Here is a 16,762-nt window from a genome sequence, read left to right on the forward strand (position 1 = left end):
TTAATGTACAATTAAATCAGTGATGACAAATCCTGCAAAAACAACGCTGGCTATACCATTGGCAGTCATGAAGGCAATGTTCACACGGCTCAGGTCATTGGGTTTTACAATGGAATGCTGGTACAGGAGCATTCCTGTAAAAATTAATACACCCAGCCAATACCACCAGCCAAATTGACCATAGATGCCTGCCAGGACAACAGCCGTGGCACTTAGCGAATGCAGGAATTCTGACACCCGGAGGGCTTTTATCCGGCCAATTGCGGCCGGAATGGAGTGAAGTTCCTGGGACCGGTCAAATTCTTCATCCTGCAGCGCATAAATGATATCAAAACCGCTTACCCAGAAAATTACAGCAAATGAAAAAAGAATGGGCAGCCAGTTAAATGTACCCGTTACCGCCAGGTAGGAACCTATTGGTGCAAGCGAAAGCCCCAATCCTAGTACAAGGTGGCAGAGCGCAGTGAATCTTTTTGTAAAGCTGTATCCGAGTATTACCAGCAAGGCAATTGGTGAAAGGAAAAAACAGAGCGGGTTTATCAACCAGCTGCAAACTACAAACAGAAGGCTACAAATAATGGTAAACAATAATGCGCGGTCTGCGGAAATTATACCTGCGGGAATTTCCCGGATAGCGGTTCTTGGGTTTTTCGCATCGAAATGCCTGTCCAGGTAACGGTTAAAAGCCATAGCTGCACTTCTGGCCATTACCATGCAGGCAATAACCAGTGCAAGCTTTTTAATAATTACCTGACCGGATAAGTGCGTACTCAAATCCATTGTTTCATTCAATGTCCCATATAAAGGGGGCTTGAAAACGGCCAGGAAAAAACCGATCATTGCAAAAGGCATAGCAAAAATGGTATGCGAAAATTTAATGAGGCTCAGGTAATTCTTGATCAGTGACATTTTAATTTCCCAATTAGTTAATCAATAAGCTTAGAGCCTTTCACGCATCAGTTCCCACATAACTATACCAGCCGCAACTGATATATTCAGGGAATGTTTCATGCCAAGCTGGGGTATTTCAATAGAGCCGTTGCATTGCTCTAAAACTGCGGCATCTACCCCAACCACTTCATTTCCAAAAACAATAGCCAGCTTTTCCTTTGGTTCAATATCGAGCTGGTTCAATAAAAAACTACCGGTAACCTGTTCAATGGCATAAATCCCATATCCATCCTTTTTTAAATACTCCACTGCATTGAGTGTTTGGGGGAAATACTTCCAGGTTACAGTTTCTGTTGCGCCAAGGGCCGTTTTATGAATATCACGATGTGGTGGCACAGGTGTATATCCACAAAGTAAAACAGCTTCTACCAGGAATGCATCTGCAGTGCGGAACACGCTGCCAACATTGTGCATACTGCGTACATTATCCAAAACAATTACAATAGGCGTTTTCTGGGAATTCCTGAACTCTTCTACACTCTTACGATCGAGGTCATGCATGGACTTTTTCTGCATGCAGCAAAGATAAGTGCTTAATAAACTGCATTAAGCGTCCCACTTCCTTAATTTTGCCCACTTTCCGGTGAATCCGGTGGAATTCCCTATTTTTCAGTTATGTCGAAAAGCAGCGCCGATACCCCCCTAATGCAGCAGCACAAGGCTATCAAACAAAGGTATCCTGATGCAGTGCTGTTGTTCAGGGTGGGTGATTTTTATGAAACCTTTGGACAAGATGCAATAATTGCTTCCCAGGTTCTGGGCATTACCTTAACCCGCCGTAATAATGGTGCTGCTTCATCTTCTGAACTGGCTGGTTTTCCTTACCATTCCCTGGATACCTACCTACACAAGCTGGTAAAAGCAGGTTACCGCGTGGCTATTTGTGATCAGCTGGAAGACCCCAGGCAGGTAAAAGGAATTGTCAAAAGAGGTGTAACAGAAATGGTTACACCGGGTACAGCTACCAATGAGAAATTGCTGGAGCACCATTCCAATAACTTCCTGGCCAGTTTATGTTTTGTGAGCGATGATAGTTACGGGATCGCTTTCCTGGATATTTCAACAGGTGAATTTTTCATTGCTGAAGGTGACCGCGAGTATGCCGATAAATTGCTGCAAAGCTTCCAGCCTGCGGAAGTGTTGTTCCAACGTCACCGGCAAAAGCAATTCAAGGAATATTTCGGCACCAAATTCTATACATACACCCTGGATGAATGGATATTCCAGGATAACTATGCAAAGGACATTCTGCTAAAACACTTCCAGACCCATTCGTTGAAAGGATTTGGCGTAGAGAGCCTTACTAACGGCCTGATTGCAGCTGGTGCCATTTTACATTACCTGAAAGACACAGAGCATCCCAACCTGCAGCATATCACATCCATGCAAAGGATTGACAAGGAGGATTTTTTATGGATGGACCGGTTCACGATCAGGAACCTGGAATTACTTGGGGTACCAAACAGTGAAGGACATACGTTATTGAAAGTGTTGGACCAAACAGTATCACCAATGGGTGCCCGTCTCTTGAAACGCTGGATCGTCTTCCCATTGAAAGATGCCGTACGGATTAATGAGCGGCTCACCCTTGTGGAACACCTTATAGGTGCGGTTGATCTTCGCACCCACCTGGCACAAAATATTAAACAGTGTGGTGATGTGGAAAGGCTGGTGAGCAAGATTCCCCTGAAAAAAATTGGCCCGAGGGAAGTGCTGCAGTTGTCAAGGGGACTACAACAGGTTGCCGCCATTAAGGATTTGTGTGGCGGAAGCAGTAATGATTATTTGAGAAGGCTTTCTGACACACTGAATCCCTGCACTTTTATTGCCGGGAAGATTCAGGCCGAACTGGTAGAAAACCCACCACCCACAACGTCAAAAGGAAGTTTTATCCGGCAGGGAATACATGGCGAACTGGATGAGCTCCGCCAGATAGCAAGTAATGGCAAAGAGTACCTGGTGCAAATGCAGCAACAGGAATCCATAAATACAGGAATACCTTCCCTTAAAATCGGGTTCAATAATGTATTTGGTTACTTCCTTGAAGTAACAAATACCCATAAAAACAAGGTACCCGCAAGCTGGACGCGTAAGCAAACCCTTACCAATGCAGAACGATATATTACCCCCGAGCTTAAGGAATATGAGGAAAAAATCACCGGGGCAGAAGATAAAATCTTCCAGATTGAACTTGCATTATTTGAAGCATTGCTAAATGAATTGCAGGATTACCTTTCGCCTATACAAACCAATGGTAATATCCTGGCCATCCTGGATTGCCTGCTTTGCTTCGCGCAAAATGCCCTCCAGTTTAATTACAAGCGGCCACGAATACACGATGGCGAGGAATTAATAATAAAAGCTGGCAGGCACCCTGTAATAGAACGGTTTTTAAATGCAGGAGACCAATACGTTTCCAATGATATTGTACTAAACAAAACAGACCAGCAAGTTATAATCCTGACTGGTCCGAATATGAGCGGTAAAAGCGCTTTGTTACGACAGGTGGCAATAATTACCCTGATGGCCCATATGGGTTCCTTTGTTTCTGCTGACGATGCATTTCTGCCTGTAACTGATAAAATTTTTACAAGGGTAGGCGCTTCAGATAACCTTAGCGGGGGGGAATCTACATTCATGGTTGAAATGAATGAAACTGCCAGCATCCTGAACAATGTAACCAGCAGAAGCCTTATTTTGCTTGATGAAATTGGCCGTGGTACATCAACCTATGATGGAATTTCCATAGCATGGAGTATCGTGGAATACCTCCATCAGGCAGCACAAATGCCATTGACTTTGTTTGCCACCCACTACCATGAACTGAATGAACTGGAGAACAAATGGCAAAGGGTAAAAAATTTCCATATCACCAATAAGGAAATAGGCAATAAAATCATTTTTTTAAGGAAGCTGGCACCTGGAGGCAGTACACATAGCTTTGGTATACACGTGGCGAAAATGGCAGGTATGCCCGCACCCCTGATTACAAGGGCCAATGAAATTTTATTACAGTTGGAAGCAAAACAGGTAGGTGATGTAACCGAGAAAGTTAAGGACCTTGGCGGCCCACGAATGCAATTGTCGATTTTTGATGTACATACTCAAACATTCGACAATATCCGGAAAATGCTGGAAGGCCTCGACATTAACAGGCTTACCCCAGTAGAAGCACTACTTAAACTTCAGGAGATCAAAAATATGATCCATTAAATCATCCTCTTCAATTTTTCAACGACAAGGTCAATTTCTTCTTTTGTATTGTGCCGGCTAAAGGAGAACCTTACGGCAACAAGGTTGGGATTATTGTTAATATGCCTTATCACGTGCGAGCCCATATCCACGCCGCTGGTGCAGGCGCTTCCGCCGGAAGCACAAATCCCATTGATATCGAGGTTGAATAATATCATTTCAGACTTTTCTGTCTTAGGGAAGGAAACATTCAAAACAGCATACAGGCTATCACCAAAAACATCTCCGTTGAAATGAACGCCTTCAATATTTTGCTCCAATTGCTCTGCCATATATTTTTTCAATACGGTGATATACATCCGATCTTCATCGTAACTGTCCGTGGCCAATTCCAGGGCTTTCGCAAAACCCACAATTCCATAAAGGTTTTCTGTGCCGGCCCGCATATTCCTTTCCTGTGAACCCCCATGGATCATTGGCTTAATTTGCACATTCTCATTAATGTATAAAATCCCGACCCCCTTGGGACCATGAAATTTATGTCCGGCCCCGGTAATAAAATGAACAGGGGTATTCCTCAAATCAAAAGGATAATGGCCAACGGTTTGAACAGTATCGGAATGAAATATAGCGTTGTGTTTTTTACAAAGTTCACCAACTGAATGCATATCGAGCAGGTTGCCGATCTCATTATTGGCATGCATCAGGCTGACCAGGCATTTCTCAGTACTTTTTTTAAGTAATATTTCCAGGTGACTCAAATCTATATGCCCATCAGGTTTAATTTTTACATAACTCAAAGCTGCTTCACCATTGTGGGACAGGTATTCTACAGTATGTGTTGTTGCATGATGTTCAATAGGCGAACTTATAATATGCCTGCAACCAAGATCCCGGACCGATGCACAAATAGCGGTATTGCTGCTTTCAGTTCCCCCTGATGTAAAAAAAATTTCTGCAGGATGTGCACCTAGGATTTTTGCTACTGATTTACGGGCGTTTTCAATGGCGAGGCGGCTTTCCCTTCCATAGGAATAAATTGACGAGGGATTGCCGAATTTTTCCGTCAGGTATGGCATCATGGCCTCTAAAACCCGGGGGTCGAGGGAGGTTGTTGCTGCGTTATCCAAATAAATCCTTGCCACTTGTTGAATTTTATACAAAAAAAGCTCCCCTAATCCCGGGGAGCCGCAAATTTCCGTAAATATTTTGACTTATCAGATGAACTCTTTTATATCCTGCATCAGCCTGAGGGCTATATTATTTGCAGTTGTCTCGAAATTACTTTCTGCATAAATGCGAATAATCGGCTCTGTATTTGAGGTGCGCAAATGCACCCAATCATTATCAAATTCGATTTTCAGTCCGTCTTCCGTATTAATTGGCTGTTTTTTATACTTCTTTTTAATTTTATCAAATATATCAGCCACATTAATGTGTTTCTCCAGTTCAATTTTATTCTTTGAGATAAAATAGTCGGGGTACCTGGTCCTGAATGACTTAATCCCGTTTTTATGCTGGGCCAGTGCGCTCAGGAAAAGGCCGATACCAATCAGCGCATCCCTGCCGTAATGGAAGTCTGGGACGATAATACCGCCATTTCCTTCTCCACCTATTACCGCGTGTTTTTCCTTCATACGATTAACCACATTCACTTCACCTACCGCTGAGGGGAAATATTCCCCGCCATGCTTAAGGGTTATTTCCTTAAGTGCTTTTGTGGAAGACATATTTGAAACACTATTTCCAGGCCTATGCGACAGCACATAATCTGCAACTGCAACAAGGGTGAATTCTTCACCGAACATACTACCATCTTCGCAAACGAAGCAAAGCCGGTCTACATCGGGATCTACTGCTATGCCAAAAGATGCCCCGTTTTTTTTCACTTCAGCACTCAATTGCACCAGGTTTTCCGGCAAAGGCTCCGGATTATGGGCAAACCGGCCATTTACTTCTTCATTTAATACAATAACATCATCTACACCAAGTGCTTTGAGCAAACCTGGGATAGCAAATGCCCCCGATGAATTGATCGCATCAACCACAACTTTAAAATGCCTGGACCTGATAGCCGCGGCATTTACCAAGGGATAATGCAAAACCGCATCAATATGCTTAACGAGGTAATCCTTATTGATAGCATAGCTGCCCAATTTATCAACGCTTATAAATTGAAACGCATCGCGTGCGGCGAGGTCAAGTACCTGCCTGCCTGCTTCTGCTGAAATAAATTCACCGTCTTTATTTAGAAGTTTCAAAGCGTTCCATTCTTTGGGGTTATGGCTGGCGGTAATAATAATACCACCATCTGCTTTTTCCCAGGTGACTGCCAATTCAACAGTTGGGGTCGTAGATAACCCAAGGTCAACGACATGGATGCCTAGTCCAATTAATGTTTGTACAACCAGCTGGCTCACCATTTCACCAGATATCCGGCCATCACGGCCAATAACCACCTTTGGGGTTTTATTTTGGACAGCAAGCATAGTGCCGTATGCTGCTGTGAACCTGACGATATCAAGCGGCGTTAAATTTTCCGTAGGATGCCCACCAATGGTGCCACGAATGCCAGAAATGCTTTTTATCAATGCCACAGTTTCAGAGGTTTAATTGTATCAAAAATAAGCGATTCCTTGGAGTGTCGAACAGATTTGGATATTAAGATTTCCGATAATTTGCCCCCGCCACATTACTTTTGGTGAAAATTTAGGTACATGTCGACCGGCAGTTGGTTCCAGGATTGGTTTAGCTCTCCATATTATCACCAGCTTTACTTCAAACGTGATGAGGCAGAAGCCGATAAATTTATCAATAAGCTGATTAAACACCTGAAACCCGCACCGGGAGCAACTATGCTGGATGTTGCCTGTGGCAGGGGCCGGCATGCAAGGAGCCTGGCAGCCATGGGCTTTGATGTTACCGGCATTGATATTTCTAAAGATAGTATTGCTGAAGCATTACTTGCAGAAAATGAAAACCTCCACTTTTACAAACACGACATGCGCCTTCCTTTTAGGGTGAATTACTTTCAATATGCGTTTAATTTCTTCACCAGTTTCGGATATTTCAGAACTGAAAGGGAACACTATAATGCCATACGCACCATTGCCCAATCTTTAAGTGCCGGCGGGACTTTTGTAATGGATTACCTGAATGTGCATTATGCTGAAGACCACCTTGTTTTTAAACAGGACGAGCAAATTGACGGGGTGAACTATTATATCACAAAATGGCACGATGAAACCCATTTCTATAAAAAAATAATCGTGGAAGATGAAGCACTCGGCGCACCATTGGAATTCATGGAGAAAGTCGCCAAATTTTCGCTTGGCGACTTCAACGATATGTTTTCCTTCCACCATTTGCAGATCCAGGAGGTTTTTGGCGATTATGATTTTGGTAATTACGACGTAAAAAAATCACCCCGGCTAATTATGATTGCCCGGAAACAGGCCACCTGATCTCCCCTATTTTTTATTGTGCAGCAACATATACCGGGCTGTTTGGAAATATGCCTGCGACCACCATTCATAATCTGTGGTTGCAGGAATTGTTCCCTCCGGCCGACGGTTAAAATCAGCCCATACCATGGCACTGGCCTTCCCCTCCATTTTTTTTGTATAATAATATGGTTCCTGGATAACGCCAAGGCTTTTATTGTTGTAATCCAGAATAAATGCCTTGTTGTGGAGGCCATTATCCAACTGATGAGACACCAAAAGGTCGCGCCCGAGGCTGGTATTCCGGTAAGGAATATTAGCAATACCTGCTATGGTAGGCAAAACATCTACCTGGGAGGCAAGGTCATGTAACCGGGCTGCTTTGATTTTACCCGGAGCATAAAACAAGAGGGGAATATGATGGGCTGACAAATGGTTTTCTGTCCAGGACTTTGGAAACAAGGGGCCTGCATTGCCGGCAATGCCATGGTCACCTACAAATACAAAAATGGTATTTTCGAAATAGGGTGATTTCCTGGCCGCTTCCATAAACTGTTTGAAACAATAATCGGTATACCTGAAAGCATTCAGTTCGTCATTCGATTCAAAGCCGTATTTGTGCAGGCTGTCAGTAGGGAAATTGATCAGTCCCACTCCTGCCCTGTCTTCCTCCGGTATAGTATACGGCCTGTGGTTATCAGCAGTTTGAATTACTGCGAAGAATGGCTTGTCTTCCTTTTGTAATACTTTATCTGCTTCCAGGAAAAGATTTTTATCACTGATTCCCCAAACATCAACTTTTGGCACATCATAACTTCCCTCCTCATATATATTTAACCCATGTATATTATTAGTCAATATACCCCGGATATTTGCCCAGCTGGTACTTCCACCCAGGAAATAATACTTCTTATGCTGATCGAAATTATTAATGATAGTATGCTGATCAACCATCATTGGATTTCGGCTGGCGGTTTTTACGAGTTCAACATCAGGAATGCCGGTAAGTGTAGCCCAAACGCCTTTTGCTGTACCGATAAGCGGACTGAAACAATTGTCAAAAAACAGCCCATTTTTGCAGAGTTCTGCGAAATAGGGTGTAGTATTCAGGGGGCTGCCCCACATTGAGCTCTTATAACCACTAAAACTTTCACAGATTACCAGGATAATATTCGGTTTGCCTTGCCCCTGCCAGTTTGCAATGGTATCAGGCTGAACCTGCCTTTCGAAAGTAAACTTCGTGCTATCGGGATGTTCAACGCCAAGATAGGCGGCCATTGCCGGGTATACCTGTTTAAGTTTCGCAGCATCATAGGAAGAAGACCGAAAACTAAATGAACTGAAAAAGGATTGAACGGGATTGAGTGCAATATTGGCCTTAAAATCATTGCCCAGGTTAAAAGCATCGCTCCACCTGAGGGGATATTGGCCAACACGCCCAAAAATACAAACCGCAAAAAACAAACCGCAAATAATGCTGGAACTGATACCCATCCACCTGGCTTTAACCAAAGTGCCATTTGCAATTGACCGGAATAAGCTTTTAACAAAGCGATAAAACAGCCAGGTGGCAATAATAACGACCAGGAATATTCGAAGTACCGGGTAGGTCTGCCAAACCATACCAGCAGAGATGGAAGTATCTTCCAGGTAAGTAAGGGCACTTGCATTCAAGCGCTGGTTCAGATAGCGAAAATGTAAAAAATCAACTACATAAAACAAGGTCAGGGTGAGGCAAATGATGACAAAAAACCAGTTCCATCCCCTGATTGCACGGGGATTCCGAAAAGGGTTAAGCACTGGAAAACTGCATAATAATAGTATAAACAGGCCTATTGCTGCTGCCACCCTGGCATCGTAGCGAAGTCCCAGCCAAAAGGTGGGCCCAATCCCCCCGCTTTCAACTACAGGTATACGAAAAACATACCAGGCAAAAATCCGAGCAGCAGTCATTGCCAAAAGCAATATGCCGAAAATCGTAAGGGTCCATCTAACGGGACGGGGCACTTTATTCATAGTATGCAAAAGTCGGAATTATTTAAACTTCTTCGCTGTTCCTTACAACTACTTATTTTTGTTAACGTTACAATACTCCATGGACCTGATCGACCGGCTAATTGAATTTGACAAGGCACTGATGATTCGTATCAACAGTGAATGGAATAATCCCTTATTGGATACCATATTTCAGCATATACGGGAAACCGATTTCTGGATCCCCCTTTACCTCTTTTTCATAGTACTGGCTGCCCTGAATTTTGGCAAAAAGGGATGGTTATGGATCCTGGGCGGTGTACTAACCGTTACCATTACAGACCAGGTAAGCAGTAACCTAATAAAGAGCTTTATTTTCAGGCTGCGGCCTTGCCGTGACCCATCAATTGCGGACCACATACGTTTTTTTGTGCGTTATTGCCCGGTTAGCAGCAGTTTTACCTCTTCGCATGCTACCAATCATTTCGGATTTGCCTTCTTTGTAATATTTACAATGAGGCATTTCACGGGGAAATGGGTGTATGCACTGCTGGTGATGGCCTTAGCCGTTTCGTATGCACAGGTCTATGTCGGGGTGCATTACCCGCTGGATGTGTTCTTTGGCGGACTAACAGGATCCTTTATCGGTTACGGAATGAGTGTTATCTTCAATAAAAAAATAGGCCTGCCGTCTTTAGGGTCAGGATGAACAATACTGTATAATGACTGAAATTCTTATCATACTTGGGTTAATATTACTGAACGGATTATTTTCCATGGCAGAAATCGCTTTGGTTTCCGCCCGGAAAGCCCGACTGGAAGGCCAGGCTACCAAAGGGGATGCCAGGGCTAAAGAAGCCCTGGACCTGGCCAATCATCCTGACACATTTTTATCGACAGTTCAAATAGGAATTACCCTGATTGGCATCCTTACAGGTATATTTTCGGGTGAAACTTTAACCCATAATGTTGAGGCATTTTTAGCAGGTATCCCTGTATTAGCAAAGTATAGCAGTGGACTGGCAACTGCTGTTATAGTAATCATCATTACCTATTTCAGCCTCGTGCTGGGTGAATTGTTACCTAAAAGAATTGGCTTGTCCAATCCTGAAAAAATCGCCAAACTGGTAGCAGGCCCCATGAAAATATTGAGCCGGATCACGCATCCGTTTATCTGGCTGTTGAGTAAGTCGACCCACGTTTTGTCAAAACTGCTGAATGTTCAGCGCAATGATACCCAGGTAACAGAAGAAGAGATCAAAGCCATTATAAGCGAAGGAACAGAGCAGGGAACTATAGATGAGGCCGAACAGGAAATCATTGAAAGGGTTTTTCACCTGGGCGATAGAAACATCACCTCATTAATGACCCACCGCAGTGATATTGTGTGGTTTGACATGAATGATAATGAAGTATCTATTAAAGAAAAGATCGTGAAGGAACCACATTCCATATACCCAATTTGCGATGGTAACATTGACAATATCAAAGGCGTGGTATCTATTAAAGATCTATACATAACCAATGACCTGACGCTGTTTAAACATATTATGAAACCCGCCATGTTTGTACCGGAAAACAATTCCGCCTACCGTGTGCTGGAGCGATTTAAAGAAGGGAAGCTACACTCTTGCTTTATTGTTGACGAATATGGCAGCGTTCAGGGAATGATTACACTGAATGATATCCTGGAAGCGATTGTTGGGGATTTGCCACAACCTGATATTGAAGATTATGAAATCGTAAAAAGAGAAGACGGCAGTTACCTTGTGGATGCACAAATACCCTTCTACGATTTCCTGTCGCGTTTTGAAATGACGGACTGGATGAACGAAGGTGAACATGAATTCAATACCCTGGCCGGCTTTATACTGCACAAACTGGAACGTATACCGCATACCGGCGACCTGCTCGAATGGAAAGGGTTCAAATTTGAAATTGTAGATATGGATTCACTGCGTATCGATAAGATACTGGTCACTATTTCGGCAGGCATCCGTGAAGGAATGGATGAGGGAGACTAAAAGACAAACTCAGTATGCTGGTCGGGGTATGCCAGTTTGGTACTTTTCCTTTCACCATTTACAATAACATGCATCAGGTTTATCTGCTGGTCGAAGGCATCATACAACAGCGTATTATCGATTTCGATTTTCTGGACCGATGGCACATTGTTAACCTGTAAAAAACACCAGGCTGCTTCACGTTCTTTTTCAAACCCAATAAATACCATTTGTACAGGTTTCCCATTTAATTTCAGCAAAAGGTGTTTCTGGAGGTAACTGGCCACAAACTGGTTGGTCCTTACACTGTCTTTAGGCTGGGTAAGGTCAACAGGAACATTATTGATTTTTGCAAGGGCTTTTTCAAAATCATCGGCAAAAAGTTTGACGCTGATTTCAAGTGTATGGTCTTTTGAATTATGCTGAATTTCAGTAACGCCTACAAAAAACGGGTGCATTAAGGCAAGAATTGCAGTAGATAACCATTTATAATATACAGGAGCCATTGAACATTAAAATTTTTTCAGCACAAAACTCTGGTTTATTTTGACAGCTTCATAAACTATGCAAGAATTTAACCTTTACTTCGGGCTGGGCATAGATCATATATTAACCTGGTCTGCCCTGGATCACATATTATTTGTTTCTGCACTATGTCTACGGTACCGGTATGCCGACTGGCGAAAAGTCGCCATAATGGTTACTGCGTTTACCATTGGCCATAGTTTAACACTGGCATTAAGCGTTTTCGGTCTAATTAGGGTGCCTGTTGCCTGGATTGAATTTCTGATACCCCTTACAATTGCAGGAACTGCTTTAAACAATTTGCTTGCAAAGCCCGGGCAGGAAACCAGGAAGCTGCCTATCATTTACTTTTTTGCCCTGTTTTTTGGCATGATCCATGGAATGGCCTATGCCAACCTGTTGCTTGACCTTGAAGGGACAGAGCAGCTCCCCGGACATTTACTTGCTTTTAACCTGGGCATTGAAGTGGCCCAATTGGTGGTAGTTGCGGTTGTTTTAACACTATCCTTTATCTTCGTAGATAGATTAAAACTTGCCCAGATATGGTGGCTACGGGTTATATCTGTACTTATCCTTTTATTTTCAATAAAACTGGCAGTCGAAAGAATTCCTGAACTATACACACATACACAAACAGCAATAACAAAATGAGAAGACTAATCTTTGCATGTATGGGTTTATTTGCCGGCACGGCATTTGCCCAGAACATCCAGAACAATCCAGGGTCAAACCATGGCAACAAGTTTGAACAATTGGGCACCACACTTCCGACCCCCAACGAATACCGTACAGCAAGCGGTGCGCCTGGTCCGAAGTATTGGCAACAGCGTGCAGATTATGATATTAAGTGTGAATTGGACGAAGAAAAACTGCGCCTGACAGGTAGTGAAACAGTGACCTACTTCAACAATTCGCCGGATGTGCTTACATACCTTTGGTTGCAACTCGATGAAAATGAGCATGCCAACGACCGCAAGGCCAACTACCAGGATGGCAGCACAATTGGCAAACAAACTTCAGACAGGATGCTCGAAACCCTGGAAACACATGATAATGATTATGGTGTAAACATCACCAAAATTACCGATGCAACAGGCAAGCCACTGAACTATACCGTGAACAAAACCATGATGCGCCTTGAAATGCCAACACCGTTGAAACCAGGGCAGAAATATATATTTAAAGTAGATTGGAATTACCATATTTCTGATCGTATGAGCGTTGGCGGAAGAGGCGGTTATGAATATTTTGCAGAAGATGGCAACTATCTTTTCACAATTACCCAATGGTATCCAAGACTTTGCGTGTACAGTGATTTCCAGGGATGGCAAAACCACCAATTCACCGGAAGGGGGGAATTTGCACTTACATTCGGCAATTTCAAAGTACAGATGACTGTACCAGCCGACCACATGGTTGGTTCAACTGGCGAATGCCAAAACTACCAGCAGGTGCTTACCCCAACACAATATGCACGCTGGCAAAAAGCACAAACTGCTAAAGATGTAACAGAGATCGTTACCTTAAATGAAGCTAAAGCTGCTGAAAAGACAAAAAGCAAAGCAAAGAAAACCTGGATATATAAAGCCGATAATGTCCGTGATTTTGCCTGGACTTCTTCACGCAGGTTTATATGGGATGCGCTTCCTGCCAATGTTGAAGGCAAGAAAGTAATGTGTATGAGTTTTTACGGAAAAGAGGCCTATGGCCTATATCGCCCTTTCTCTTCAAAAGTGGTTGCACATACTATCAAAACATATTCAAAGTTTTCTATCCCCTACCCTTACCCGGTAGCACAGAGTATTGAAGCAGCTAACGGCATGGAATACCCGATGATCTGTTTTAATTACGGTCGTACTGCACCTGATGGCACATACAGTGAGGCTACCAAATACGGTATGCTGGGGGTTGTGATACATGAAGTAGGCCATAACTTCTTCCCAATGATTGTTAATAGCGATGAACGCCAGTGGAGCTGGATGGATGAAGGCCTGAATACATTCGTTGAATACCTGACTGAGGAATTATGGGACAATAAATTCCCAACCCGCCGTGGTCCGGCTGCATATATAACAGATTATATGAAACTGCCAAAAGACCAGCTGGAGCCAATTATGACCAATAGCGAAAATATTATCCAGTTTGGTCCAAATGCCTATTCCAAACCGGCAACCGGACTGAATATTCTCCGTGAAACCATCATGGGCCGCCAGTTGTTCGACTATTCCTTCAAGGAATATGCACGCCGCTGGGCATTCAAACATCCGACTCCGGCTGACCTGTTCCGGACACTGGAAGATGCGAGTGGTGAAGACCTTGACTGGTTCTGGAGAGGTTGGTTTTACAGCACCGATGCCACTGATATCGCCATTGACACAGTACGGCACCTGCAACCGGAATTCGGCGAGCCAACAAGTTCTGCATCAGCCGGTGGAGTAAACAAAGTGAAATTGGCTAAACCCATGGTAAATACATTTGAAGACGTTTCCAAGATCCGTAACCGCGAAGACAAGAACATTGTATTTGCAACGGATGCCGATACCAGCCTTCGTGATTTCTACTGGCGCTATGCCCGTGGAATTGAGCCGGTTGACACAAATACCTATGAAGTGCCTGCGCAATCAAATATGGTAAAAGCTGATGAAGAAGTACAGAAAAAATATGCAGGAAAACACCTGTATGAGTGCACCTTCTCCAACAAAGGCGGACTGGTAATGCCTATCATAGTAGAGTTCACTTATGCCGATGGCACCAAAGAAGTTGACCGCATTCCTGCACAGGTATGGCGCAAGAATGAGAATAAGGTAACCAAGGTGTATTTAAAAGATAAGGAAGTAACCTCCATTAAGCTGGATCCCATGAAAGAAACAGCGGACATCAATGAAGATAACAATACCTGGGGAGCTGTCCCTGAAGCCAGCAAATTCCAGTTGTACAAGATGAAGATGGGCGCCCGTGGACAAAGTACTGGTATCACACCAATGCAGAAAGCAGAAGAAAAGAAAAAAGAGAAGAAGGCTTTTTAAGCCGTAAGAAGTAAATTCTACAAAAATTTATAAATAGATAGCCCCCCATAAAATATGGGGGGCTATCTATTTTACCCACAGAAACCTAATATTACATGAACAATATCTGCTTCACTCCTGTTTATTGGAATACATTTTGGCAGGTAAATTTTGTTTATTATGAATAAAAAGCTCCTTCTTTCCTTGCTGTTTTTTGCTGCTATCTCAGCGCATGCGGCAACTGTTGACACTATTAACATATTTAGCGCTGCCATGAAACGCAATATAAAAGCTATTGTTATCCAGCCTTCAAATACACCAGAAAGAAAAGCATTCCCGGTTTTTTACCTGCTTCACGGGTTTGGCGGAAAGTACTCCTTATGGATAAATAAAGTGCCGCAATTGCAGCAGTTATCCGATAAATACGGCTGTATAATCGTTTGTCCGGATGGCGGCTATACAACTTTGTATTTCGACAATCCACTTGACAGCAGTTCAAAGTTCGAATCACATTTTATCGGCGAATTGATGCCATATATTGAAAAACATTATCCAACACTTAACGACCGCAAATTCAGGGCCATAAGCGGCAATAGCATGGGTGGGTTTGGTGCATATTACCTGGCCAGCAGGCACCTCGACCTGTTTTATGCAGCAGGAAGTATGAGTGGAGTTCTGGACCTGAACCCATTTTCCCCAAATAGCCCGATAAGTAAAAAAGTAACCGACACCACTTGTTGCAAAGTAAACTGGGATAAATTCACGGCATTTAATATAGCGGACAGTTTAAAGCCCGGACAAATTCGCCTCATTATGGATTGCGGGTTAGACGATTACCTGTTACAGGTAAACCGAAATGTACACAAGAAATTGATGGATCGCAGAATTGCACACGATTATATAGAAAGACCCGGACGGCATGAATGGGATTACTGGAAAAACGCCGTTGAATTCCAGTTACTATTTTTCCGGAAAGCCTGGGATGAAAAATAACCTAGTTATTGAAATTCACTGATCCGTCCCGCACCTTTATTTTTTTCTTGCCTGAATTCTTTTTTTCATATTCTATCACTTCCTTGGGTTTTTCCATTTTTTTGGTGACAGATAAAGTATCACTTGCCAATGATGGCGGGGCAGCGGATCCTTGTTCCAGTTTTCCAAGGTGGTAAAACTCTGTTTTGCTTACAAAACCAGCATCATAATATTTCCAGGTGCCGTGTTTTAAGGAAGATCCCTCGTTTTTTATGATAACATCATTATAATTTCCGGGGTTGCTAACATCTTCAACGGCAAGGGTATCATACAGTTTATCCGGATTAAATGCCCGCCAGCTTTCTTCCCGTATGAGGTTTCCCGAAATACTAAAGTACTGGCTTATACCATCCTGGAAACCCCATTGATAATTTTCAATTGCAAGAAGATCGCCCATCAGGTTAAATTTTCGCCAGGTGCCTTCCTTGCGGTCATTGGTATATTCCCCTTCTTCTTCATAACCGGGTTCACCCCTTAAGGATTCAATATGGTTGATCCAGGGGCCCTGCTTTTTGCCCTTGAGATCAATTTTATTCAGGGTGTCCCCTTTCACACTAATAATATAACTCTTCCATTGGCCGAAACTGCTCCCTGAAATCAATAAGGACAAAATTAAAATCCAACGCATTGTTAGTAT

At 43.2% G+C, this 16,762-nt stretch carries 14 protein-coding genes; 7 read left to right on the top strand and 7 right to left on the bottom strand.

Annotation, left to right across the window (positions count from 1 at the left end; translation table 11 throughout):
• Together LAQ65_RS05385 and LAQ65_RS05390 are read right to left on the bottom strand one after the other, a co-directional pair.
• Positions 1-909, bottom strand: a complete 909-nt coding sequence (locus LAQ65_RS05385) for a UbiA-like polyprenyltransferase (protein WP_224115918.1) — start codon at positions 907-909, stop codon at positions 1-3.
• A gap of 30 nt (positions 910-939) precedes the next feature.
• Positions 940-1,467, bottom strand: a complete 528-nt coding sequence (locus LAQ65_RS05390; protein ID WP_224115919.1) for an RNA methyltransferase — start codon at positions 1,465-1,467, stop codon at positions 940-942.
• Between the two features lie 99 nt (positions 1,468-1,566).
• Between LAQ65_RS05390 and mutS the strand changes: the two genes are divergently transcribed.
• The gene (gene mutS, locus LAQ65_RS05395) at positions 1,567-4,164 is read left to right on the top strand and encodes a DNA mismatch repair protein MutS (protein ID WP_224115920.1); all 2,598 of its coding nucleotides are present in this window, start codon (positions 1,567-1,569) and stop codon (positions 4,162-4,164) included.
• Here the strand turns inward: mutS and LAQ65_RS05400 are convergent.
• Positions 4,161-5,288, bottom strand: a complete 1,128-nt coding sequence (locus tag LAQ65_RS05400) for a cysteine desulfurase family protein (protein WP_224115921.1) — start codon at positions 5,286-5,288, stop codon at positions 4,161-4,163. The genes mutS and LAQ65_RS05400 overlap by 4 nt on opposite strands.
• A 72-nt stretch (positions 5,289-5,360) precedes the next feature.
• Entirely contained in the window at positions 5,361-6,740 is a 1,380-nt protein-coding gene (glmM, locus tag LAQ65_RS05405) for a phosphoglucosamine mutase (RefSeq protein WP_224115922.1), read from the bottom strand.
• A gap of 120 nt (positions 6,741-6,860) precedes the next feature.
• Here glmM and LAQ65_RS05410 point away from each other — a divergent pair, with 120 nt between their 5' ends.
• The gene (locus LAQ65_RS05410; RefSeq protein ID WP_224115923.1) at positions 6,861-7,607 is read left to right on the top strand and encodes a class I SAM-dependent methyltransferase; all 747 of its coding nucleotides are present in this window, start codon (positions 6,861-6,863) and stop codon (positions 7,605-7,607) included.
• A gap of 6 nt (positions 7,608-7,613) precedes the next feature.
• Here LAQ65_RS05410 and LAQ65_RS05415 read toward each other — a convergent pair whose 3' ends face one another.
• Entirely contained in the window at positions 7,614-9,602 is a 1,989-nt protein-coding gene (locus LAQ65_RS05415) for an LTA synthase family protein (protein ID WP_224115924.1), read from the bottom strand.
• Between the two features lie 58 nt (positions 9,603-9,660).
• On the opposite strand from LAQ65_RS05415, the gene LAQ65_RS05420 reads away from it, so the two are divergent.
• Positions 9,661-10,269, top strand: coding sequence for a phosphatase PAP2 family protein (locus LAQ65_RS05420; protein WP_224115925.1), 609 nt, complete (start codon positions 9,661-9,663; stop codon positions 10,267-10,269).
• Positions 10,270-10,282: 13 nt separating this feature from the next.
• On the top strand, positions 10,283-11,584 hold the full coding sequence (locus LAQ65_RS05425; protein WP_224115926.1) for a hemolysin family protein: 1,302 nt from the start codon (positions 10,283-10,285) through the stop codon (positions 11,582-11,584).
• Here LAQ65_RS05425 and LAQ65_RS05430 read toward each other — a convergent pair.
• Complete coding sequence (locus LAQ65_RS05430; protein WP_224115927.1) at positions 11,581-12,069, bottom strand: DUF6702 family protein; 489 nt, start codon at positions 12,067-12,069, stop codon at positions 11,581-11,583. The two genes, LAQ65_RS05425 and LAQ65_RS05430, sit on opposite strands and share 4 nt — an antisense overlap.
• A 58-nt stretch (positions 12,070-12,127) precedes the next feature.
• On the opposite strand from LAQ65_RS05430, the gene LAQ65_RS05435 reads away from it, so the two are divergent.
• The 3 genes from LAQ65_RS05435 (at position 12,128) to LAQ65_RS05445 (ending at position 16,086) form a co-directional block, all read left to right on the top strand.
• Positions 12,128-12,739, top strand: a complete 612-nt coding sequence (locus tag LAQ65_RS05435) for a HupE/UreJ family protein (RefSeq protein WP_224115928.1) — start codon at positions 12,128-12,130, stop codon at positions 12,737-12,739.
• Positions 12,736-15,114, top strand: a complete 2,379-nt coding sequence (locus LAQ65_RS05440; protein ID WP_224115929.1) for a M1 family metallopeptidase — start codon at positions 12,736-12,738, stop codon at positions 15,112-15,114. Before LAQ65_RS05435 ends, LAQ65_RS05440 begins: the two co-directional genes overlap by 4 nt.
• Positions 15,115-15,273: 159 nt before the next feature.
• Complete coding sequence (locus LAQ65_RS05445; protein WP_224115930.1) at positions 15,274-16,086, top strand: alpha/beta hydrolase; 813 nt, start codon at positions 15,274-15,276, stop codon at positions 16,084-16,086.
• A gap of 1 nt (position 16,087) precedes the next feature.
• Here LAQ65_RS05445 and LAQ65_RS05450 read toward each other — a convergent pair whose 3' ends face one another.
• The gene (locus tag LAQ65_RS05450) at positions 16,088-16,753 is read right to left on the bottom strand and encodes a toxin-antitoxin system YwqK family antitoxin (protein ID WP_224115931.1); all 666 of its coding nucleotides are present in this window, start codon (positions 16,751-16,753) and stop codon (positions 16,088-16,090) included.
• Between the last annotated feature and the right edge of the window lie 9 nt (positions 16,754-16,762).

The sequence above is a fragment of the Flavihumibacter profundi genome, assembly GCF_020076305.1.
In the GTDB taxonomy this organism is placed as follows: domain Bacteria; phylum Bacteroidota; class Bacteroidia; order Chitinophagales; family Chitinophagaceae; genus Flavihumibacter; species Flavihumibacter profundi.